Annotated in this window: 15 protein-coding genes and 2 pseudogenes; 12 read left to right on the forward strand and 5 right to left on the reverse strand. The window is 32.4% G+C overall.

Features of this window, described 5'->3' with window-relative positions; translation table 11 throughout:
- Positions 1-2075: 2075 nt before the first annotated feature.
- Positions 2076-3077 (reverse strand): helix-turn-helix domain-containing protein, encoded by a 1002-nt coding sequence (locus tag B5P40_RS31745; RefSeq protein ID WP_002191537.1) that lies wholly within the window; start codon positions 3075-3077, stop codon positions 2076-2078.
- Between the two features lie 403 nt (positions 3078-3480).
- Between B5P40_RS31745 and B5P40_RS31750 the strand changes: the two genes are divergently transcribed.
- Positions 3481-4653: a tyrosine-type recombinase/integrase gene (locus tag B5P40_RS31750; RefSeq protein WP_002191535.1), complete on the forward strand. Its 1173-nt coding sequence runs from the start codon at positions 3481-3483 to the stop codon at positions 4651-4653.
- 152 nt (positions 4654-4805) lie between these two features.
- A pseudogene (locus B5P40_RS31755) lies at positions 4806-4941 on the forward strand (alpha/beta-type small acid-soluble spore protein); the annotation flags it as partial.
- Positions 4942-5632: 691 nt separating this feature from the next.
- Here B5P40_RS31755 and B5P40_RS33935 read toward each other — a convergent pair.
- The 3 genes from B5P40_RS33935 to B5P40_RS31765 form a co-directional block, all read right to left on the reverse strand.
- Positions 5633-5719, reverse strand: a complete 87-nt coding sequence (locus B5P40_RS33935; protein ID WP_232301888.1) for an LPXTG cell wall anchor domain-containing protein — start codon at positions 5717-5719, stop codon at positions 5633-5635.
- Between the two features lie 57 nt (positions 5720-5776).
- Positions 5777-5956 carry an MSCRAMM family protein gene (locus B5P40_RS33940; protein WP_258402216.1) on the reverse strand — a complete coding sequence of 60 codons (180 nt, stop codon included), beginning with the start codon at positions 5954-5956 and terminating at the stop codon, positions 5777-5779.
- A 164-nt stretch (positions 5957-6120) separates the two neighbouring features.
- Entirely contained in the window at positions 6121-6378 is a 258-nt protein-coding gene (locus tag B5P40_RS31765; protein ID WP_002191534.1) for an isopeptide-forming domain-containing fimbrial protein, read from the reverse strand.
- Between the two features lie 343 nt (positions 6379-6721).
- On the opposite strand from B5P40_RS31765, the gene B5P40_RS31770 reads away from it, so the two are divergent.
- The 9 genes from B5P40_RS31770 to B5P40_RS31810 all read left to right on the forward strand — a co-directional run bounded on the left by B5P40_RS31770 (position 6722) and on the right by B5P40_RS31810 (position 19381).
- Positions 6722-7951 carry a helix-turn-helix domain-containing protein gene (locus B5P40_RS31770; protein WP_002191533.1) on the forward strand — a complete coding sequence of 410 codons (1230 nt, stop codon included), beginning with the start codon at positions 6722-6724 and terminating at the stop codon, positions 7949-7951.
- 1545 nt (positions 7952-9496) lie between these two features.
- Positions 9497-10816, forward strand: a complete 1320-nt coding sequence (hblC, locus tag B5P40_RS31775; protein WP_113710518.1) for a hemolysin BL lytic component L2 — start codon at positions 9497-9499, stop codon at positions 10814-10816.
- Positions 10817-10877: 61 nt separating this feature from the next.
- Positions 10878-12098, forward strand: a complete 1221-nt coding sequence (gene hblD, locus B5P40_RS31780; RefSeq protein ID WP_105590090.1) for a hemolytic enterotoxin HBL lytic component L1 — start codon at positions 10878-10880, stop codon at positions 12096-12098.
- A gap of 36 nt (positions 12099-12134) precedes the next feature.
- Entirely contained in the window at positions 12135-13262 is a 1128-nt protein-coding gene (gene hblA, locus B5P40_RS31785; RefSeq protein ID WP_078177206.1) for a hemolysin BL binding component B, read from the forward strand.
- A 262-nt stretch (positions 13263-13524) separates the two neighbouring features.
- Positions 13525-14925 (forward strand): hemolysin BL regulatory component HblB, encoded by a 1401-nt coding sequence (gene hblB, locus B5P40_RS31790; RefSeq protein WP_078177207.1) that lies wholly within the window; start codon positions 13525-13527, stop codon positions 14923-14925.
- Between the two features lie 85 nt (positions 14926-15010).
- Complete coding sequence (locus B5P40_RS31795) at positions 15011-15235, forward strand: hypothetical protein (RefSeq protein ID WP_002191527.1); 225 nt, start codon at positions 15011-15013, stop codon at positions 15233-15235.
- Positions 15236-16155: 920 nt separating this feature from the next.
- Entirely contained in the window at positions 16156-16854 is a 699-nt protein-coding gene (sdaAB, locus tag B5P40_RS31800) for an L-serine ammonia-lyase, iron-sulfur-dependent subunit beta (RefSeq protein WP_078177208.1), read from the forward strand.
- 22 nt (positions 16855-16876) lie between these two features.
- A complete protein-coding gene (gene sdaAA / locus B5P40_RS31805) occupies positions 16877-17764 on the forward strand; it encodes an L-serine ammonia-lyase, iron-sulfur-dependent, subunit alpha (protein ID WP_002191525.1) in 888 nt (295 codons plus the stop codon).
- Positions 17765-18061: 297 nt separating this feature from the next.
- Positions 18062-19381 carry an aromatic amino acid transport family protein gene (locus B5P40_RS31810; RefSeq protein WP_113710516.1) on the forward strand — a complete coding sequence of 440 codons (1320 nt, stop codon included), beginning with the start codon at positions 18062-18064 and terminating at the stop codon, positions 19379-19381.
- A 75-nt stretch (positions 19382-19456) separates the two neighbouring features.
- Here B5P40_RS31810 and B5P40_RS31815 read toward each other — a convergent pair.
- A pseudogene (locus B5P40_RS31815) lies at positions 19457-19597 on the reverse strand (IS6 family transposase); the annotation flags it as partial.
- A gap of 498 nt (positions 19598-20095) precedes the next feature.
- Between B5P40_RS31815 and B5P40_RS31820 the strand changes: the two are divergent.
- Positions 20096-21766, forward strand: a complete 1671-nt coding sequence (locus tag B5P40_RS31820; RefSeq protein WP_113710517.1) for a ribonuclease J — start codon at positions 20096-20098, stop codon at positions 21764-21766.
- The last annotated feature ends 247 nt before the right edge of the window (positions 21767-22013 follow it).

Consider the following 22013-nt stretch of genomic DNA (forward strand, 5'->3'; position numbering starts at 1 on the left):
GTGAAAGTGGGGGTAGTTCAATTCTAATATTGCTTGTAAATAATTTGTAGTTGTTTCCTTAACGCTATTTTCCGTTCCAATCATGTGAGCGGATTTAGTTTGAATAACGGTATTTTTCATTTGATAAAAAATCCTTTTAAATTAGTTTCAAATAGAAAAAATATAATCTTTTTCCATTACAGATGAAATGGAAAGTTGAATTAGGGTTTAGTATTATAAATGTATTCAGATATAGATATAAAATATTGTGTGATAAAAACTTTTAAAGGAGGAATTTATATTATGAAAAGAGCATCGGATGATCAAAAGTTATTGAGTATATATTTTCAACAAATTGTAAAAGCAATTATACTTATGAAATAGTATAACATTCTATCATTCATTAAGAGGCATATTATTGAAGAAATTTTAATGGATTTTTGGTAAATACAATAGTTTTCCCAACGCTAAAGAGCAGTAATATAAAACTGAAAATATTGAGAAATATGAAGATTAGTTCTATTAGTATTGGATTTATTACGCGAAATGTTATAATACATATATAAGCATTATTTAAAAAAGCAACTCGAACCCCAATCCGAGTTGCTTTTTTATTATCTGTTTAATTATCAAAAAGCAACTAAGTGAATTGTTATGTTAGTTTATAATATCCCAAATACCAATAATTCGTATTTAAGATATTTAATTTAAATATTTTATAAAATGCGGGTGTTTGAAAATTGAATTTTTATATGTAATATTGCATATAAAAGCTTTTGCTTATTATGTTATAATTCTATTAGTAAATTATTCATCCATTAATTTACTTCTATTCATATCGGTGGATATGAAAACCCTAAATTATAAATAAAAAGAGANNCTCTTTTTATTTATAATTTAGATTACTAGTCAAAATGATTATTATAATCATTTATTACTTTTAAAAAAGTTTATAAAACCCCAGTTATTTCAAATTCTCCAATATCCATTTTCAAGTATAAAAACATTTAGCTAGTGTGTATCTTAATCAAGTGTATCTCTGATAAAAGAAACTAAAGAATTAATAAGGCTATTAACACAGCTGTTTAATTTCTTATAGAAAAACAGACGGAAATTCTAAAGAAATGAGAAAGAGATAGCCTTGATATCTTAGGTGCTGTGTGAAATTTTTCTATGTTTCACAATCGTATAGCATAATTTTAAAAATTGAAACCAGGTAGAGTTCATTTGGTATGCAAACCTATGAAAAAATTAAATTGGATCTATAAAGAGCTGATTCGGGTAGTATTCAAGTAGAAAGTGAAAATACATAAATAATTGAAGGTACTATGATTGGTTATATCCATGTTTGGTATTTAAGACTGAGGGATTTGCTAGCTTATTAAAGCTGTATCTTATTAAAGACTTGAATGAGTTTGAAATAAATGGGGATGTTTATGGAAATTTAGGTGTATAAAAAATGAAACAAAACCATTATTTCATAGCAAGTGGGAAGAACAAGCATATAAGCATACTCTTAAAAAAGGTAGATTTCTATGGGTGGAAAGTCTTTATACAATAAAATATGCTATCTAGTTAAAAAATAAGAAGTTAAAAAAATTATCTTATTAGTGAGAAAATTAAGAAGGACCTGATGTATTAAAACAGGTCCTTAAACTAAAGCATTAGAAACAAACTGTCACCATTATAATACCAATAAAGAGAATTTAATTCAATATATTAAATATTGAGAAATAAATAATAATAATTCCATTTTATCGTAAATAAAAGAGCACTTGCTTCCTGTAACAAATAATACAGTCACCATTACATATATTATCTAATTACAATTTATATAGGGAAACCCTGTTTTTTTATTTAATTGAATTTATTGCTGTATGTAGTTTGGAATAAAACTTATTCAAAACTACAGGAAATCTATAGAAGTAGTTTTACTTGTTAAAATAAATTTCAGAAACTGTTTTTACAATAGGTTAAACCACATGCAAATAGAAATAAGTAATAGTGTAAAATAAAAAGAGAATTAAGTTAAAATTAATAAATTTAAAAAGCGTAGAAATAGACTTGATTTCTACGCTTCTTCTAATTAAAAAAATTTATTGCTGTTCTAAATTTTTTATATAAGATTTTACAGCTTGTAATAAGAATTCTTCCTGTCCTATACCAGCATCCGCTGCCATTTGAACTACTTTTTGTTTAAATTCATGATTTGCATGAAAAGTTAATGGCTCTACATTACTTTTAAAGTAAATCCCTTCTACATGTGGAAGTATTGTGCCGGATTTCATATGAGAATGTAAGTATTTAATTTCTTCTTGAAATTGCAATGGATCTACTTGTAATACGAAAGGTTTAATTTCTAATTTGATAGTATCTGATGAAATACTCAATCGCATATTTGTGACACCTAGCTCTTTATAAAATAAGTTTATTAGATTATAAGTGATGGAATTAAATAGTTGAGGTTTTTTAAATGAAAAAGATAAATACCCTCGTTTCGTAATTACCGCTTGTTTATGGAAAGGTTCAAAGGAATAATCATGCTCCTTATAAGTGGATAGAAGGATAATTTCTTCGTCCTCTGTAAGAATCTTGCCATCTGCTCCATTGATCTTTATTACCCTAGCTGTTCTTCCGGTATGTTGATGTGTTAATAATTGATATAAATATATATCTTCATCTTGAATCTTAGTAATGAATGTTTTTCGCTCTTTTGATGTAGTTTTTTCATAAGTAAGTTGAAAAGTTTCAAGGTCGCCTTTATCAATGACATATACTTCTTTTCCGCGTTTTTCAATCTTTGAAGCAGGTAATTTTCCAGATTTGATATATGTAAAGACTGTAGATGGTGCTACATTAAGAATTTCAGCAGCTTCTTTTGTGCTATAGCCCTCAACCTCTTCGACATTTTTTAAACGTTCAATATCCTCTAAATAGAAAATCTTACTACCGAATTGCTTCCAGTTATCTTTATATACACATTCTATTAATCCATCTTTTTCTTTCTTTAAAATTGTTTGTACCGTTACTCCTAATAAGTCGGCTGCCTCTTTTGTCGTTACAGTAGGTTTTGTAATAAACAATAAATCTTGTGTCATGAAAAGACACCTCCATAACCATTGATTGCTAATATTTTAGATATGTATATATCATATCAGAATCTGATTAATATTTAAAATAAGAAATAGGTTTTATTAAACCATATATACATTTTTGTGTTTTATAAATCTCTATAAAACATTTTATATATTAATAGATTTTTAATTGTGTTTTATTTGTATCTGTCTAATGAGAATTATTTTATTGACTTTTAAATAATATCTATTTACTAATAAATTATAAAAAAATATAGTTATAGGTAAATGAAGAAGAATATAGTGTTCTTACAGAAAGAATATGAATTATCATTTGTATAATTGATAGAAGTGAAATAAAATGATAAGTAGAGATAATAAAGAGAATTATATTCATAATCTTCAATAGGAGAGGTGAATTTGAAATATGGATAATGAAAGTGGAAGAGAAAACTTACCTAATATAAATAATCAAAGTGAATATATAGATACATATGTAGAGAATATAAGAGATATCGTTCCATTCCTGCATAACAATCGTTATGTAGATAAAGTGGAAGAGAAGATGGAGGTTGCAGAAAAAGAGGGAAAGAGTAAATATACATATTTAAGTGACATGGAAGTCATTTATCATTTCGTACATTTACAAAAAGATATGGATGAGAAGAAGAATAGAAAAGAGGATACGAAAAAGAGTTATGTGTCTGAAATCTTGTCATTTTGTCAGTGCATGGTGCAGCATGCAGAAGAGTTTAAATTAAATGGGGAAGAGGTACAGCAAAATGCCTCTTTATTAAAAACCTTACAACCTTGGCATATTCGTAAATATAACTCCTGGTTGAAACAAGTAGAGAACGGTAGGAATGGGGACACATATGCAGTTGCAACACTTGCCAAGAAAACAGTATTAATTCGTTCTTTCTTAAAACACCTTCACGTATTTGCTTTTATACAAAAACCTCTTCATGAAGAACTGCAGCGCGCTAATGTAAATGAACAAGATCGGCCAAATCGAGACTTATCTTATGATGAGGTTATGAAAATCTTAGGGTTTTATAAAGAAAGAGGACATTTAGTAAACTATACAATTTTACTGGCCTTAGCAAGTACCGGTGCAAGAATTCAAGAATTGTGCACCACGAGAGTGAAAGATTTACATTATGACGGAAAGTACTGGTTAAAAGTCACTGGAAAAGGGGATAAAGTACGTGAACTTTTCATTTCAGAACATTTATATCAGTGCATTTGTGAAATGAGACGAAGAAGAGGATTCAAAACAGTATTGGATCAAGGAGATGAAAGTCCTTTATTTGTAAACCAAAGAGGATACTTTTATAATTCAAAAACGTTATCGAACCAGGTAACAGATATGATTAAAAAGACAAACTTAGAGTTTCTACAGTATCGTGAAAATCCTGTAACAGCACATACATTTCGTCATGCTTTTGCAATCATGGCAGTTGAACAAGGAAATGCTGATTTGTATCATTTAATGCAAACGCTGGGGCATGAAAACATTCAAACGACAAAGATTTATTTAGAAAAGCACATGAAACGGAAAAATAATGTGGGTACCTCATTTGCAGATCTTTTAGTGTGAATTCACAACATTAAAAGCCTTATTTAATTATATGTTTTTTACATAATTAAATAAGGCTTTATTCGCACGAAAAATAAAATAGGGGATGATCGAATACTGTAATGATATTTTAATTTCTCCTGTAATTAAATGTATTTGAGTAGATAAGTTTAGAGATGACTAGTGAATTAGGGGGGACACTTGGCTTAGATATCAGCACGTGAAAATAATTCTGTAGGTGGAGAAATTACAAAACGCTTAGTTCGAATGGCTGAGGAACAATTAACGGGGCAATATAGATTACACTAAGTTAAAGAGATAATAAAAAAGTATATAAACACAGATTATTTTTCCCTTTTATTTACATGAAGTTCAAAAAATGATTATGAATCCAAAAATCGTTCTCTCAGATTCCTTTGTAAGCTTTTTTATCGATCAGGGTAATACTATATGTATCGATCGAAATAGAGTCCTATAAGAGGGGTAAAAAGGTGGTTAAACGTACTTTTGTTTTCGTTCGTAATTTTAAGTGTATAATACTTAACCAATTTCATGTAATACACTTTCTATAGGTAATCTGATTATCAATTAAAAATGAAGTAAAAAATTCAAGTAGCCATAGATATTTATCAATAAAAAGTATCATACAAAGAATGCCTAATACAATAATGGATTTAAGGTAATAATCCCTAATTGACACTTCTTTTGTTATAGAGTGAACAAGTTCAGGTATTGCAGTAACTACTGTTTTGAGGTCATTTTACTGTGAACTAAGTGTCTATTGTCTACTTTTACTTTGGCTTTATATTGCAGCACCTCTTAATTAGAGGTGCTGTTTTTTGTTAATTAACAATCCTTGTACTCAGAAGATTAATAATATATTATGTTATGCGATAATAAAGCTAGGTAGCATAGAGACTGTTAATACAAAGATTATCAACATACTAAAGATCTATTTCATATATCTTGTCTCACTTGCTATTTCTATTAATTTTGAAATCTATTTATTTCTTCCTCTTTTGCGGAAAAATAAAACTAATGTTACGACCATTAATATAGTTCCAATTAGATAAAAAATAGTTGTCACTATACCGCCCGTATTGGGAATATTCCATTCATTTTTAGTGTTTTCTACTTTTATTTTTTATGCTGATGATGGAACCTCTACCTCAAATGGATCTCTAAATAACATATATCCATTTGGTGCTTGAATTTCTTCCAATGTGTACTTTCCCAAGCATAGTGGTTCAGAGGTAGCCTTACCATATCCATCTATTGTTAATTCCTCAACCTTTTTACCATCTTTGTCTAAAATTTGGAACACAGCATTTTTTCAGTTTTACATTTGAAGCAGCATCCACTTTCTCAATCTAAATCTGTCCAAGTGATTGAATTGGAATTTTGACTGTTGGTACTTGTGATGGTACAGTGTCTCCTATGACTTTCGCTGTATTTTGAATCTCTTTTCCAGCTTGGCCCTCGCATAGACTACCACTCTGTATTTGTCACATCTCCAAATTTGCCAATTGCTTTTCTTGCTTCAAATTCACCCTTGTCTGTGTCGACTGTATCTGTCACTGTTTGGCCATCTACTTGTAATGTACCTGGGACATATTCAAATCCTTCTGGCAATGTATCCACAATGGTTAGATTTTTCACATGACTAGCAAGAAGCGTATTTCTTGTTCGAATCGTATACTCCAGTTCATCCCCTATTTCTGTATTTTTATTTTGAAGGTTCTTCACTGTTTTTTTTTGGATTCTATGATAGGATCTTGTAGAATCAAAAAACGACCTCCGCTCATTTCTCTGTCGTTTAGAAAATTACAAGAAAAAGATCTATTTCTTTACACTCAGATAAAGTGTCTTTCACCCTTTTCCTATCTACTTCGATATTTAGATGCTAGTTACAAATAAATAATATATGATTTTCATAAAAAAATATAGTAATATTTTGTCGTGAATTGTACTATTTTGATATTTTATAGTAATATTTTGTCGTAAGTTATACCTGACGGAAAATAATTTATGAATCTATAAAGGAACAATGTAAAAATTTATCATTTAATCTAATTAAAAGGAGAAGGTAATGAATAATTCCATCGATATACAACACTTGTGTGATCTCGCACATAAAGCCTTTAATGTACCTGTTCACATTTTATCTACAGACAAAAAAATCTTATGTCATTCTACTTCTGATGATGTTTGTAGTCCTTTTTATTCTTCTAAAGAAGAACATCTTAGTGACATTTATCAAGAAAATGATCCCAATAATTTGCCCCTTTTCAGATGTAACAGTTATCTTGAAAATTTCGTCCTAATTCATATAGCAAATCATGATTATATAAAAGGGACTATTATAATCGGTCCCACTATACATCCAAAGGGCCCAGATGATATAACTTTTAAACTTCGGAAAGAATTTAACTCAAATAATAATATTCAAGAAAGACTAGCCTATTATCAGTGCCTACCTGAGATTAAAAAAACTACTTTAATTGATATGGGAGTTTTATTACATTACATGATATTCAATGAAAAATTAGATGTAGATATCGTTTTAGAAAAAAATAAAGTGCTAGAGGAAGTTCCCTATAAAATTGTGAAACCTGATCTATATATTTTAAAACGTCAACAAAATAAACCTAAAACTCACAACATGGCATTAGTACATAATTATTTTTCAGCAATCAAAGAAGGAAATAAAAAGAAGTTGTTGCAATATATGTATGCAGTTTCGCAAGAAGATGTTGAATTAATTTTAACAGCGGATCCACTCAGAAACCAAAAAAATCATGGAATTATTGCTATTACTTTAGCTACTCGATATGCGATAGAAGGTAACCTCCCACCAGACATTGCTTTTGCTCTTAGTATTTTGTATATCCAAACCATGGAGCAACTAGATAACGTGGACTCTGTAAGGCGATTGTCAGGAGATGCTTTACGTACTTTTGCAGATCGGGTGAAAGAATTCAATGCGCAAAAATTTTCAAATGCGGTTACTACATGTATGAATCATATTAGTAAAAATGTTTACGATGGAATATCTCTCAATGAACTCGCTAATCATTTGGATATTACCCCTACTTATTTATCTAAATTATTTAAAAAAGAAGTGGGGATTCCTTTAAGTGAATTTATTCAAAGGGAACGAGTTGAAGAAGCAAAAAAATTATTAACACTCACTACATATCCATTATCAGATATTTGTGCTTGGCTTAATTTTAACGACCAAAGTTATTTTACAAGGGTTTTCAAAAAATCAACTAACATGACCCCTAGACAGTATCGTGAAAAATATACCGTAATATAAGCTTAGTATTAGTTTCTCGTGCAAAAACTTTAATATATGCGCAAGTAACTCTAAAACTTTAGCATACTGTTTCTTTTACTCTAGAAAGGGTTTGTGATTCATCTAGAAAAAGAATATGTATTCAAATAGATAATGTTATCAGCCTGATAGTATTTTGTTAATGGAATAGCTTCAATTTTCGTGAGTTGGTAAAAATAATGGAGAAACGGGGCTAATCTATTTTTCATATAACGATTATTTGCTTGATTTATTAGTATGGTTCTGAATTGGACAAATGTGTCTATCGACAACTCAAACAAATAGATCTTGAAGAGTCCATGAAACATATAGCCAAGCTAAAGGACAATGAAAAGATTTATACCAATTTGTTAATTTTAAAGAGTACACTAACCATTATTTTTCTAAGGAAATAAAAAAACAGAAGGCTGCAAAGGTTTTTTCGAGAAAGCTTTGCGGCTTTTTTATATTTTAAAACCTATAGTTATAACGATGGATAAGTTTATAGATTAATATCTTCATGTTAAGTATTAAAGTGGTTGGAATGTTAAGTGTTTATTAAAGGTGATATTAGAGACTATTACATAAAACTTAACAATGTAACATATATCACTTGATATATCTATATTATATGCAATTATACATAACTAAATAAAGGTAAAAAAGTATAAAAAAACCTATTAAATTATTCTATAAGTATTTTTTAAAAATTAAAAATGCTCGGTTAAGCTAAAATAGTTATTTATTAACCGTATACACTTTAATTTGTAATCATTACAATTACAGAGATGAAATCCGCAATTAATTATATTGGTATAATATTTTCGGCTCGATTTTTTACTTAACAGTTAATTTTTCGGGCACAATCGACAAAATTTTGCTATTTACGCATCGAAAATTTAATGTTTTAATGAACAACATAACTGGTATGACCAGACAGAAAGGAGAAGATTACGCTAATAGGAGTATAGTGAAGTTGCAAGTAACATCATGTTAAGTTTAATTTTCTTAATAATCAGTTAATTTATCAGGAGGTCTAGAGTCTCAAAAGGATCAAGTTTGTAATAAAAGTGTTTTAAGTTACTGCATAACAAAAGTGAATTTATTCCGCAATAAAAGTATAAGCAATGTACAGTATAATTTCATCTTTTGTAGTCTTGTAAGGCTATTGCTGACAAAACTAAAAACCATATTATGAAATTGATATTAAAAAAAGGTCATGACAGGATTAACTCTAGAAGCAATAGTTTATCTATCTTCACGGTTCTGTAAGTTAGCAGCTCTAGGGGAGAAATAATATTTTACTACTCATTGGGCAGCTAATTCAAATATAGCTGATGAATTTTTATCGTTTCCTATTTGAAAAATAGAGTATCTAAATGAGAGGGAAGTAAAATCTTTAGATCTTATTAGAAGTAAATAATAACGATAACACCCTATCCGAAAGACTTCCCCTTCCTCATGCGTGTGCAAGGAGAGAGCCTAGCGCTAGGGCGTACAAGTTATATGAATCGAGTTATAAAAAACAATGGTAAAGGAGTGTACGGAATGAAAAATAAAATAATGACAGGATTTTTAATAACATCCATTGTAACTGGAGCAACTATTCCTATCAATACTCTCGCAACACCAATCGTTCAAGCAGAAACTCAACAGGAAAGCATGGATATTTCTTCATCATTACGAAAATTAGGTGCGCAATCTAAATTAATCCAAACGTATATTGATCAATCTTTAATGAGTCCTAATGTACAGCTAGAGGAAGTCCCAGCTTTAAATACCAATCAATTCCTAATCAAACAAGATATGAAGGAATGGTCATCAGAACTCTATCCACAGTTAATTCTATTAAATTCAAAAAGTAAAGGATTTGTAACGAAATTTAATAGCTATTACCCGACATTAAAATCGTATGTAGACAATAAAGAAGATAGTGAAGGGTTTTTGGATAGACTTGAAGTTCTTCAAGAAATGGCTATGACGAATCAAGAAAATGCGCAACGACAAATTAATGAATTAACAGAACTTAAATTACAGCTTGATAAAAAATTGAAAGATTTCGATACTGATGTGGCAACAGCACAAGGCATACTAAGTACAGATGGAACAGGGAAAATAGATCAGTTAAAAAATGAATTATTAAATACCAAGAAAGCAATTCAAAATGATTTACAACAAATTGCATTAATACCAGGAGCTTTAAATGAGCAGGGATTTGCTATATTCAAAGAAGTTTATAGTCTTTCAAAAGAAATTATTGAACCGGCTGCTCAAGCAGGGATGGCAGCGTATAACAAAGGAAAAGAAATTAACAACTCTATTCTAGAAGCAGAGAAAAAAGCAGCGCAAGAAGCGAAAGAGCAAGGTAAAACTGCTCTAGAAATTGAATCAGCCAAAAAAGCAGCTCGTGAAGCAATTGAGCGAAGCAAACAAGGTGAAATAGCTGCAGCTGCAGCCACAAAAACGCAAGAATATGACCTGATGAAAGCCATTGATACTGAAAAGATTAAGAAAACACTTGGTGTCTTCGCTGAAGTAAATAAACTAACAGCAGAACAGCGAGCATATTTAGATGATTTAGAGAAACAAAATCAAAAAATATATGATTTAACAACGAAACTATCAATAGCAGATTTACAAAAATCAATGCTTCTTCTTACACAAAATGATGTGCATACGTGTGCAAATCAAGTAGATGTAGAACTTGACCTACTAAAGCGTTATAAAGAAGATTTGGATCTAATAAAAAATAACATTACAAAATTATCTACTAATGTTGATGCAACAAACGAGCAGTCTCAAAAAGATACATTAAGACAATTAAAAAATGTAATAAGTTACCTTGAAGAACAGGTATATAAATTTTGATATTACGTTTTTGAAAAAACTATAAAGATTATAAGAATCTAGCGAAAGAAGGAGAATAGTTATGAAAAAATTCCCATTCAAAGTGCTAACTTTAGCCACTCTGGCAACGGTTATAACTGCTACTACTGGTAACACTATTCATGCATTTGCACAAGAAACGACCGCTCAAGAACAAAAAGTAGGCAATTATGCTTTAGGTCCCGAGGGACTGAAGAAAGCATTGGCTGAAACAGGGTCTCATATTCTTGTAATGGATTTGTACGCAAAAACAATGATTAAGCAACCGAATGTAAATTTATCTAATATCGATTTAGGATCAGAAGGAGGGGAGTTGCTCAAAAATATTCACCTTAATCAAGAACTGTCACGAATCAATGCGAATTATTGGTTAGATAAAGCGAAGCCACAGATTCAAAAAACAGCTCGTAATATTGTAAATTACGATGAACAATTTCAAAATTATTACGACACTTTAGTAGATACTGTACAAAAGAAAGATAAGGCAGGTCTAAAAGAGGGCATAAGTGATTTAATTACTACAATTAATACAAATTCAAAAGAGGTTACAGATGTAATTAAGATGCTACAAGACTTCAAAGGGAAACTATATCAAAATTCTACAGATTTTAAAAATAATGTTGGTGGTCCAGATGGGAAAGGTGGATTAACTGCAATATTAGCAGGTCAACAGGCAACGATTCCGCAACTTCAAGCTGAAATTGAGCAACTTCGTTCTACTCAGAAAAAACATTTTGATGATGTATTAGCATGGTCAATTGGTGGTGGATTGGGAGCAGCTATTTTAGTTATTGCAGCTATTGGAGGAGCAGTTGTAATTGTTGTAACTGGTGGTACAGCAACACCGGCTGTTGTTGGTGGACTTTCGGCTCTTGGAGCAGCTGGTATCGGTCTAGGAACTGCGGCTGGTGTCACGGCATCTAAGCATATGGACTCCTATAACGAAATTTCTAACAAAATCGGAGAATTGAGTATGAAAGCAGATAGTGCTAATCAAGCAGTTATTTCGCTTACTAACGCGAAAGACACATTGGCATATCTATATCAGACTGTAGATCAAGCGATATTGTCTCTAACAAATATTCAAAAGCAATGGAATACAATGGGCGCAAATTATACAGATTTACTGGATAATATCGATTCTATGCAAGACCACAAATTCTCTTTAATACCGGATGATTTAAAAGCTGCTAAAGAAAGTTGGAATGATATTCATAAAGATGCAGAATTCATTTCAAAAGACATTGCTTTTAAACAGGAATAGAACTGAAAATTAAAACCTATATTGGAGGAAAATGAAATGCTAAAAAAAATCCCTTACAAATTACTCGCTGTATCGACGTTATTAACTATTACAACCGCTAATGTAGTTTCACCAGTAGCAACTTTTGCAAGTGAAATTGAACAAACGAACAATGGAGATACGGCTCTTTCTGCAAATGAAGCGAGGATGAAAGAAACTTTGCAAAAGGCAGGATTATTTGCAAAATCTATGAATGCCTATTCTTATATGTTAATTAAGAATCCAGATGTGAATTTTGAAGGAATTAATATTAATGGATATGTAGATTTACCTGGTAGAATCGTACAAGATCAAAAGAATGCAAGAGCACATGCTGTTACTTGGGATACAAAAGTAAAAAAACAGCTTTTAGATACATTGACTGGTATTGTTGAATATGATACAACATTTGACAATTATTATGAAACAATGGTAGAGGCGATTAATACAGGGGATGGAGAAACTTTAAAAGAAGGGATTACAGATTTACGAGGTGAAATTCAACAAAATCAAAAGGTTGCACAACAACTAATAGAAGAATTAACTAAATTAAGAGACTCTATTGGACAAGATGTTAGAGCATTTGGAAGCAATAAAGATCTCTTGCAGTCGATTTTAAAAAACCAAGGTGCAGATGTTGAAGCCGATCAAAAGCGTCTAGAAGAAGTATTAGGATCAGTAAACTATTATAAACAATTAGAATCTGATGGGTTTAATGTAATGAAGGGTGCTATTTTGGGTCTACCGATAATTGGCGGTATTATAGTGGGAGTAGCAAGAGATAATTTAGGTAAGTTAGAGCCTTTATTAGCAGAATTACGTCAGACCGTGGATTATAAAGTAACATTAAATCGCGTAGTTGGAGTTGCTTATAGTAATATTAATGAAATGCACAAGGCACTTGATGATGCTATTAACGCTCTTACTTATATGTCCACGCAATGGCATGACTTAGATTCTCAATATTCGGGCGTTCTGGGGCATATTGAGAATGCGGCTCAAAAAGCGGATCAAAATAAGTTTAAATTCTTAAAACCTAATTTAAATGCAGCGAAAGACAGTTGGAAAACATTACGAACAGATGCTGTTACATTAAAAGAAGGGATAAAGGAATTAAAAGTGGAAACTGTTACTCCACAAAAATAGGGAAATATTAATTCTGTTGCAAAGTCACCTAAAAGATAGAGAATCTATGATTACGTTGTTAAATAGTAATGCAACAATTAATAAATCCTTATACCCCAGAAAGGCGGAGTCTCATTAATGACTTCTCCTTTCGTTTTTATAAAATTTTTACCCAGATACCAAGATAACCGTGCTGTATTGCTGATTTTCAAAAAAATTGAAAGACGTCGCTTTTAAAGAGGAATAGAATTAGAAATCAAAACCTATATAGGAGAAGTATAAAATGATGAAACAAATCCCTTATAAAATACTCGCTGTATCGACATTTTTAACTATGACAACAACTTATTCAGTTACACCAGTAGCAGCTTTTGCAAGTGAAATTGAACAAACTAACAATGGAGATATGTCTCTTTCAGCAAATGAAGAACAGATGAAAAAAATTGTGCAAGATGCTGGGTTATTTGTAAAAACTATGAATGAATATTCTTATTTATTAATTAATAATCCAGATGTGAGTTTTGAAGGAATTACTATTAATGGATATGCAGATTTACCTAGTAAAATTGTACAAGATCAAAAGAATGCAAGAGCACATGCAGTTTCATGGAATACGAAAGTAAGAAAACAACTTTTAGATACATTGACAGGTATTATTGAATACGATACAAAATTTGAAAATCATTATGAAACATTAGTAGAGGCGATCAATACTGGGAATGGAGATACTTTAAAAAAAGGGATTACGGATTTACGGGAGGAAATTCAACAAAATCAAAAGTCTGCAAAAGTATTAATAGAAGAATTAACTAAATTTAAAAGTGCTATTGGAGAAGATGTTAGAGTATTTGGGAGCCATAAAGAGACCTTGCAGTCTATTTTAAAAAACCAAGGAGCTGCGGTAGAGGATGATCAAAAGCGTCTAGAGGACCTTTTAGGGCAAGTAAACTATCAGAAAGACATAGAATCTAAGGGATTAGACATGGTAAAGATCCCCTTTCTTCCCACATTGATTGCTGGTGGGATAATGATAGGTGATGCAAGAGGTAAGTTAGGCTGGCTAGAGCCGGAATTAGCAAAATTACGTCAGAATGTAGATTATAAGATAACATTAAATCGTGTAGTAGGAGTTGCGTTTCATAATATTAGTGATATGCATAGTGCGATTGATAATGCTATTACTGCTCTTACTTATATGTCCACGCAATGGGATGATTTAGACTCTCAATATTCGGGCGTACTGGGACATATTGATAAAACTAATCAAAAAGCCGATCAAAATAGATATAAATTCTTAGCCCCTAACTTGAATGCAGCGAAAGACAGTTGGAAAACATTACGAACAGATGTTGTCACATTACAAGAAGGGATAAAAATTGCAGAGAAAAAAGAACAGGATTTTATGAATCAGCTTCGTCCATCAAACGTTTTCTATTTTTATAAAAAAATTCATAACGCATACACATTTGAAATAAAGACTGGAACAAATGCACCAAATGCGTCTTATAAAGTTATAAATTTAACTAAAAACACTGTTCATAATATGTGGGGTGGAGGACCAAATACAAACATGTGGGCTGACTGGCTTTCATTTAATCCAAAAGATGAATTTGCGGTGGTAGCAGTAGTGGATGGTAAAGAATATGTTGTGTATAAAGACAAAGTAGAAAATATAATGAACTGAATCCGAAAAGTTAGACAGAAAAATTACGCAGCAATTGGAGATGGTACACTAAGTTAAGTGAAAAAGATGATTCAGAGGGTACCAAATGGAGTATAAAATAAAGGTAACCATTGGGAATTACGTTCAATTTTCATATCGTAAAAATTCTAATTTGCAATTAATGGGATATGTAGTGAGTGTTCTACAGAATACAATTGTTGTAGATACTTCAGAGATAATGGGAATAGAAGTAGATGATGTTAGGCAAGTAGTAAAACATGGTTGCTATAATAAAGTGGTTCATAAGCAAATAAAAAATACTGTTTCATAAAAAATGCTCCTAGATAAATCTAGGAGCATTTTTTATGATGAAGTTACTGGATTTTTTTGAGAAGATCAATAGCAGCAGTTAGATAGTAATATATTCATTTAGAAAAAGCATCCAAATAGGATGCTTTTTCTAAACGAAGTCTCGCTTCATCACCATCAAGTTAAGAAATTTATTGTTATCTCAAACGAAAAAAATCTAAATTCTTATAAGTAACTAACTGTAGCGAGATAAAATTTCGTTTTTGGGGGTCTTCAGAATCTTAGCTTGATAGCGATGTGGTTCTACCCCGAAAAGAAGTTCCTTTTTTCTGAAAATGTATATAGATGCAAAATGCATCATGAATATCCGAAAAAGATTTTATATTTCATTAATTTATTCCTTTCCATCTACATTAATCATTTATTGCAACAGCTTTCACGTCTAAAATAAGATGTTTCAACAAAGGAAAGTATAAGTATCTTTATAATGATTTTCCAATATAATCAATGTGTTAATGAAAGGAACTCTGTGTTATTTTTGCTTTTCTACTAACTAATACAGCTTCAAACAATGGACACAATTGCTACATGCCAAGTGTAATTTATTATCCATTCAAGATTCTGTTTATTCAATCTTTCTAAAAATAAAAAAATATTAAACTCATAAATATACAAGTTATAATGAGGGCGTCGAGAGATAATCTATTACCTCTAGAGAAAATATCAAACCTAGTTCTGGTGCAAAAATTCTAAAGACCTTGCAAGTAACCTTCTAAAATTGGACATACTGATACGATTACTCTAAGAAAGGTGTGTGGTCAGAAGGGAAATTTATTAACACGAAAAATGAAAGCGTTATCAACTCGGTTTTATTTTGAATTGGTCATTCTAATAACTTAGATTCAACTGCAATTAAAAATAATAAATTATGGGGGTGCTTATATGAACATGAATGTAGCATCTATTAAAGAAAAAAAGGTTGTTAAATACAAAAGTTGTTTTGATGTGATTGGGCCGGTAATGATAGGTCCTTCAAGTTCACATACTGCAGGTGCTTTGGCTATTGGGACAGTTGCCAATAAATTATTTCAAGGTCTTCCAAAAAAAGTCGTGGTAAGGTATTATGAATCATTTGCTGAAACCCATAAAGGACACGGAACTGATTTTGCAATTATTGCTGGGATATTAGGATTTGCTGCCGATGACAGCAAAGTGCCAGATGCTATTAAAATAGCAGAATCTAAAGGAATTGACATTACCTTTATTGAAAAAGCGGGTGATAGTCCTGCTGGTCATCCAAATACGGCAGATGTATATGTAGAGGATGAAAGCCGAAGTATTAGAACGATGGGTATTTCGGTCGGCGGTGGATTAATTGAAGTCAAACATGTTGAAATTGACGGATTTAGCTTAGATCTGCAGGGGCCATTGCCAGTTATTATTGCGATTTCCGAAAGAGCTGACTTTGAATTTGTCTTACGCAGGATCTTTAAACAATATGATGTGGAAATTAACAACTTTCATAGTTTAGAAGAAAACAGAAAATATTTATATGCATTCGCTTTGGATTCGCTATTGCCTGTTTATGTTCAGAAGGAATTGGGAAATTTAAGCAATATAGCTAATGTCATTATTCTTTAGTTACTTTAAGGGGTGAAAAAATATGTATATGACCATAAAAGAAATTGTGGATGCAGCTAATAAAAGCCAAAAGCCAATTTATGAATTAGCAATCGAACAGGAAATCGAACAAACTAAAACTTCTTATGAAGAAGCTTGGAGTAAAATGGAAAGAAATTTAGCGACTATGGAAAATGCCATAAATAAAAGTATCGAGGGCGATGGGGTATTTTCTCCGACCGGTTTAACCGGAGGTGATGCTGTTAAAATTAAATACTATCGAGAAAATAGGAAAACTCTTTCTGGAGATTTGATGGTGTTAGGGATTCAAAGTGCTATCGGTGTTAATGAAGTAAATGCTGCATTAGGGGCTATTTGTGCAACCCCAACAGCAGGTGCGAGTGGGACGATCCCGGGAGTCCTATATAGTATTAAAGATACGTTGCAGTTAACTCATGAAGATATGATCCATTTTCTATTCACTTCAGCGTTACTTGGAACGATAGTCGCAAATAACGCTTGTATTTCAGGAGCGTACGGAGGATGTCAAGCTGAAGTAGGCAGTGCCTCAGCAATGGCGGCTGCAGCAGCGGTAGAAGCCGCCGGAGGAACGCCACAGCAATCTTCTGAAGCTTTCTCAACCGCATTACAAAATTTACTCGGTCTAGTTTGTGATCCGGTCGCTGGTTTGGTAGAAATTCCTTGTGTAAAGAGAAACGCCATTGGAACGGCAAATGCTTTGGCAGCAGCAGACATCGCATTAGCCGGCGTAAACAATATCATCAATGCAGACGAAGTTATTGAAGCGATGTATAGAGTTGGAAGACAGATGCCTCGCGAATTAAGAGAGACAGGTTTAGGCGGAATTGCGGCCACACCTACAGGGATTGCCATTAAAAATAAAATCTTTGGGGAGAAACAATCAAATTAATAAACAGTTATCGGAAATATTGTGAAATAGTTAACAATCCTATTCTCTATTGTTCTCCTAAGGACGTCTGTATATTGAGAGCCATTATCACTAAAATATACTACTATATAATTAAAGTGTTTTGTAAGAGCTAACAAACCCATCAGGTTGATGACTAGCGAATTTTTCGATTTTGATCAACTTAAAGAAGGACACACGATGTGGCGCACTTTGTAAGCAATTCATTTTTCAAGAACGGTCTATATTCCTAAGCCTTAAAAAGAGACGGAAGAATAGGACACAAGGAGGAATTATTATATGAATGGGAATACTGCAAAAAAAATAGAATTTCAGGCTGAAAATACTGCAGTAAAAAATGAGAAATATCCAGATCCTACAAAGTGGCATAAACAGGATACTACCTGGGCATTGAGCCTTTTTGGAACAGCCATTGGAGCAGGAGTACTCTTTTTACCGATTAATGCAGGTTCAGGGGGGTTATTATCATTACTACTAATTACATTACTTGCATATCCAGTTATGTATTACTCACATAGGGCGCTTGCTAAAATGATATATGCTTCCAATTCTGCTGAAGAGGGGATTACAGGTACAATAAGAGAGTATTTTGGAAATAAGGCAAGTATCATTTTTAACATAGTATATTTCGTCTCAATTTATACAATCGTGCTAATGTATTCTGTTGCACTTACAAATACTGCAAGTAGTTTTATCGTGCATCAATTGCACATGCAGGAGCCTCCAAGGGCCATTTTATCGCTTGTATTAGTACTCGTTCTTATCGCTATACTAAATTTTGGTCAAGATATCACTGTAAAGATAATGAGCATGCTTGTATATCCTTTCATAGCTTCTCTACTTTTTATCTCAATATCTTTGATTCCACAGTGGAATACGTCAATGCTTAGTTTTTCAAGTGTTTCTACTGCTTCAACAGGAACAGGATATTTGGGAACGATATGGATGATACTACCAATCATAGTATTCTCGTTTAATCATTCTCCTATGATTTCGTCATTTGTTATGAAACAGAGAGCTACGTATGGAATAGAAGCTACTGATGCCAAATGTGCTCAAATACAAAAAGTTTGTTATATCATGACATTCGCTGTTGTTATGTTCTTTGTTTGGAGCAGTACCTTGAGTTTGACTCCAAATGATCTTATGATGGCAAAAGAACAGAATTTGTCAATCCTATCATATCTTGCTAATGAGCTTAATTCGCCTGTAATCACGATTGCAGCTCCTATCATTGCTTTTGTGGCTATTACAAAGTCTTTCCTTGGCCATTATATAGGAGCATATGAAGTAATGCGTGACATGATTATTAAGTCCGGTAAAACACGCGGGAAAGATATAGGAGAAAAAACAGTTAAGACAATGATCCTTACTTTTGTCGTATTAACATGCTGGTATGTTGCTTATGCAAATCCAAGTATTCTTGGAATCATTGATGCCCTTAGCGGACCGTTAGTTGCTGCTATCTTATGTTTATTACCAATGTATGCAATTCGTAAAGTGCCTGTACTAGCTAAATATAGAGGGAAAATGAGCAATGTATTTGTCATTATTATAGGTATCCTTACCGTCCTAGCAAGTATTAAGTCATTATTCTAATTCACTATTGTTAGTTCTGATGCAAAAATAGTGAGATATGAAAAAAGAACGAAAGATTCCTAGCAGAACTGAATTTTATATTGTTGAACCAAAGAGATCATGGTTTTGGACAAACTTTTCATCTTGGAGAGTTTGTCCTTTTTTGATTATATGCATAACTTCTATTCTTACAATCACCTTTTTAGCTGTTTGCAATGATTTTAATCCAAGCATATTAGGGTGTCGTCCCATGTCCATCAAGCTAATAATTTGAAGTATTCCTTAAGGTTCTGATGAGATGTGGATTCAGTGTTAAAGGTGAAGACAACAGTTTTTCCAATGCACGTAGATATGATTTAGAAGAATTTGTTCTCACCCTAAGCTATGCAATTAGTATGAGGAGAGCTTCTTCTGTTTTAGAGGGCTATTCTACAATGTAAGTGCCGCATGACTTCTGCAAAACGATCTTCCATTATCGGGCGCATTTCTTAAAAAAGAATTGCATCTTTATTAAGAATCAAAAACCATGAGTGATTTCAATAGCAGCTGTCTCCATGGGAGGAAAGACCTCGATAACAATGGGTGAAACGAAGACATCAATGTTGTAGTCAGTATATTTAGGTAAAAACAAGTCTAAAGTTCCCTTTTTTCTAGGAATCTCGAGCATTCAACCTACTGATAAAGGGAAACCTAAAGGGCATACTAAGATTATATTTAAAATGGGAGGTTATAAATTTGAGTACAATAGAGAATGCATTATCTATCTTCGCCTTAGGCGGCTTGAATGAAATCGGAAAAAATATGTATGCAATTGAATATTCAAACAATATCGTGATTATCGACTGTGGCAATAAGTTTCCAGATGAAAGTTTATTAGGAATTGATTTGATTATCCCTGATATAGCTTATTTAGTAGAAAATAAAGATAAAGTCAGGGCTTTAATTGTCACACATGGACATGAAGATCATATCGGGGGGATCCCGTTCTTCTTAAAAAAATTGAATGTACCCGTTTATGCCACACGCTTCACACTAGGATTAATTGAAATCAAATTAAAAGAACATAAACTCCTAAGAGAAAGTGAACTTATTGAAATCAACTCAAACTCAAACTTGACAATTGGAGAAATAAGGGTAAGTTTTTTCAAAGTGACCCATAGTATTCCTGATTGCTTGGGAATAGTCTTTCACACACCAGAGGGTAATATTGTACATACAGGGGACTTCAAGTTCGATTTAACCCCTGCGAATAATGAGGATTCGGATATTCATAAAATGGCTGCAATCGGTAAAGAAGGGGTCTTGCTTCTATTATCTGAGAGTACCAATTCAGAGCGTCCTGGTTTGACCCCATCGGAACAAATAGTAGGTGAACATGTGGAAGCAACTTTCATGAAAGCCGAACGCAAAGTTATTCTTTCTACCTTTGCTTCAAATATTAGTCGCGTTCAACAAGTCGTGAATGCAGCACAAAAAACAAATCGAAAAATTGCGTTGCTTGGACGAAGTATGGTTAATGTCATAGCGGTTGCTATGGAACGTGGTTATTTAACAGTTCCAGATGGAATGTTAATTGACCCACATGAAATCAATGAAATGGCTCCTGAAAGGGTGGCCATTTTATGCACGGGGAGTCAAGGAGAACCATTGGCTGCTCTTGCTCGCCTGTCCACAGGAAACTTTCGCGGTGTCGACATTTTACCTGAAGATACGGTTATCTTTGCAGCAGGTCCAATACCCGGGAATGAACGAAATATCACGAGTATCGTAGACAACTTATTTGCCCTTGGAGCCAAAGTGATTTATGGATCAGGAAGTACATCCGGAATGCATGTTTCTGGCCATGGTTATCAAGAAGATTTAAAACTAATGCTTACATTAATGAAACCAAAATATTTTATTCCCATTCACGGTGAATTTAGAATGCTGCACCATCACCGTTTGTTAGGGGAATCCGTTGGAGTAGAGCAAGGAAACACGTTTATCATCAATAATGGGGATGTCGTCGATATTGAACATACCATTGCCCGTCAGACCCGGAAAATACAGGTGGGGAATACCTACATAGACGGGGGGGATGTCGATAATATTGGGGAAATTGTGTTACGAGACCGCAAACAACTTTCAGAGGATGGGATGCTCATGATTATTTTAACTATGAGCAAAGCGGAAGGAACGTTGATTTCTGACCCCGATACCATTTCTCGTGGATTTGTGGATAGAGATTTCTCGGAACTCCGAAGAGACGTTAATCGACTTACTATAAAAACTGTTAACGAGCTACAAGAAGCAAATAGAAACTCATGGAATGTAATGAAAAAACAAATAAAAAAATCAATACGACAATATGTATATACACATACTAAGAAAAAACCAATGATTGTACCTATACTTATTGAAATTTAATAGGGGGAAGTTTAAAAAAAATGAATTAATTGATTTTCAACAATTGGGCACAATTCTCTAATAAGAATTGTGCTCTTTCTTTTGTATTGGACCATTTAATGGAATAAGAATCCCAAGCAAAATTTAATATTTGTGAAGGATTGCACTTAAACTAAAGGGCAGGTGTAGAGTGACTATATAGGGGTAGCACCACACATCCATCAACTTAAGGTATATTTTTATACAAAACGCGGTCTTTTCACGTAGT

It is taken from the genome of Bacillus sp. SRB_8, assembly GCF_003264205.1.
Classification (GTDB): domain Bacteria; phylum Bacillota; class Bacilli; order Bacillales; family Bacillaceae_G; genus Bacillus_A; species Bacillus_A mycoides.

What these genes read in the sequence shown, in the direction of transcription:
- B5P40_RS31745 (WP_002191537.1), bottom strand. Translation starts at nt 3,077, where the DNA reads ATGACACAAGATTTATTGTTTATTACAAAACCTACTGTAACGACAAAA.
- B5P40_RS31750 (WP_002191535.1), top strand. Translation starts at nt 3,481, where the DNA reads ATGGATAATGAAAGTGGAAGAGAAAACTTACCTAATATAAATAATCAA.
- B5P40_RS31770 (WP_002191533.1), top strand. Translation starts at nt 6,722, where the DNA reads ATGAATAATTCCATCGATATACAACACTTGTGTGATCTCGCACATAAA.
- hblC (WP_113710518.1), top strand. Translation starts at nt 9,497, where the DNA reads ATGAAAAATAAAATAATGACAGGATTTTTAATAACATCCATTGTAACT.
- hblD (WP_105590090.1), top strand. Translation starts at nt 10,878, where the DNA reads ATGAAAAAATTCCCATTCAAAGTGCTAACTTTAGCCACTCTGGCAACG.
- hblA (WP_078177206.1), top strand. Translation starts at nt 12,135, where the DNA reads ATGCTAAAAAAAATCCCTTACAAATTACTCGCTGTATCGACGTTATTA.
- hblB (WP_078177207.1), top strand. Translation starts at nt 13,525, where the DNA reads ATGATGAAACAAATCCCTTATAAAATACTCGCTGTATCGACATTTTTA.
- B5P40_RS31795 (WP_002191527.1), top strand. Translation starts at nt 15,011, where the DNA reads ATGGAGTATAAAATAAAGGTAACCATTGGGAATTACGTTCAATTTTCA.
- sdaAB (WP_078177208.1), top strand. Translation starts at nt 16,156, where the DNA reads ATGAACATGAATGTAGCATCTATTAAAGAAAAAAAGGTTGTTAAATAC.
- sdaAA (WP_002191525.1), top strand. Translation starts at nt 16,877, where the DNA reads ATGTATATGACCATAAAAGAAATTGTGGATGCAGCTAATAAAAGCCAA.
- B5P40_RS31810 (WP_113710516.1), top strand. Translation starts at nt 18,062, where the DNA reads ATGAATGGGAATACTGCAAAAAAAATAGAATTTCAGGCTGAAAATACT.